The 1,906-nt window shown below is 42.2% G+C and carries 1 protein-coding gene; it reads right to left on the bottom strand.

The window, feature by feature from the left end; translation table 11 throughout:
- On the bottom strand, window positions 1-1,877 hold a 1,877-nt coding region (glyS, locus tag NTU69_04940; protein ID MCX5802867.1), incomplete at its 3' end, for a glycine--tRNA ligase subunit beta.
- Window positions 1,878-1,906 lie beyond the last annotated feature (29 nt).

Raw genomic sequence — 1,906 nt, 5'->3', positions numbered from 1 at the left:
GTAAAGAACGGCTCCTTTTTTGACTCGTAGAGGTTATACAATGCCTCCTCTTCTTTCAGCTTAAAAAGTGATGGGTTTACATCATGATCCTCTACTAACTGCTTTGTAATATTGAATACCCTTTTAAAGCCTACCATGAGCCTCTCAAAATCCCTTATCGACCTCTGTGTCTCAAGTGAAAGAAGCCGCATATAGCCGTCATATATATCAAGGGCCACATAAGGCAGTACACTCTCCACAAATTCCTGATTGTGATTCTCCTCTATCATGGAAAATTTAAATCTCGTAATGATAAAATCAATGAGCGATGCCTTCGTATCTTCAAAAGAGAGTCTTCCTTCAATGCCATGTCCACCATCGTATGATGTCTTTATTAATTGCTCAAGTGGTATATGAAACTTCTTATCTATCACGATTTTTATAATACCGAGGGCCTGTCTCCTTAAGGCGAAGGGGTCTAAATTTCCTGTGGGGGTAATACCCACAGAAAAGAATGATGTTAATGAATCAACCTTATCTGCTATCCCTGTAATAGCACCGAGTGTTGTTCTGGGCAGTACACCGTTGCCACTGCCCGGCAGGTAATGTTCCTCTATGGCACTCGCTACCTCCTCATCCTCTCCCTGAGACTTCGCATATATTCTACCCATCACACCCTGTAATTCAGGAAACTCGCCAACCATATGGGTCAGGAGGTCTACCTTCATTATCCTTACCGCCCTCTCTACCTTATTCATGCCATCATAATTGAGGACAGAGGAAAGGTATTGTGAGACTTCTTTTACCCTCTCAACCTTTTGTTTCAATGTTCCCAGTTTTATATGGAATACAATGGAGGAAAGTTTTTCATAAAGGTCATAAAGTTTAACCTTTTTGTCTTCTTCAAAGAAAAACTGTGCGTCTGCAAGCCTCGCCTTCAAAACCTTCTCATTTCCCCTGATAATCTCTTCATCTCTAATTGGATGGGTATTTGCAAAAAATATAAAATATGGCATAAGCGAATTATTTTTATTCTGTATGGGGATATAACGCTGATGCGACTTCATCACATTGACGAGTACCTCTTTCGGAATCGTCAAAAATGCCTCATCAAACCCCCCTCTGAGCGGGTAAGGATACTCTGTAAGATATAAAATCTCCTTGATAAGGTCTTCATCCATTATTGCCTCACCATGTGTCTCATCTTCTATGAGGCGGATACCTTTGAGGATCATCTCCATCCTTTCCTTTTCCTTCACTATCACATGGTGAGCCCTCAGCCTTCTCACATATTCAGACGGACGCCTTATCTGAACAGGTCTTTTAGAGAGAAATCTATGGCCATATGTGATATTGCCACTCTTTACATCGGCAATGGTAAGCTCCACAGGCTCTTCCCCAAAGAGAATGAGCAGCCACTGGATGGGCCGTGCAAATTCAAAGTCCTCATTCCCCCATCGCATCCTTTTCTGAAATGGGATGCGGGAGATTGCGTCCTTTAGCAAATCAGGAAGGACCTCAACTGTACTTCTACCTGTTTCTCTTCTTTCCACAGCTACAAACTCTACACCATCCCTCTGCACCTTCTTCAGTTCATCGAAAGTTACATTCTGGGCTTTTGCAAAACCAGTAGCAGCATTTGAGGGATTCCCCTGAGGGTCAAAGGCCCTGTCGTACGGAGGGCCATATTTAATGGTAATGCTTTCTTCCTGTCTTTCAGAGATATCTTTGACAAAAACAGATATCCTCCTCGGCGTTGCAAACATCTCAATTTTGCCAAAAGAGATCCTTGAAAATATAAAACCCTCTTTTAAAAGATTGAGTAAGCCTTCTTTTGCAGGCTCAATAAACCGTGCGGGAATTTCTTCTGTCCCGATCTCAAGCAAAAAGTCGCTCATAGCGCTCCTTTTTTACGCTTCGCTAATGA

Source organism: Pseudomonadota bacterium, assembly GCA_026388215.1.
Taxonomy (GTDB): domain Bacteria; phylum Desulfobacterota; class Syntrophorhabdia; order Syntrophorhabdales; family Syntrophorhabdaceae; genus JAPLKF01.
This window is presented reverse-complemented; position numbering and strand designations above follow the sequence as displayed.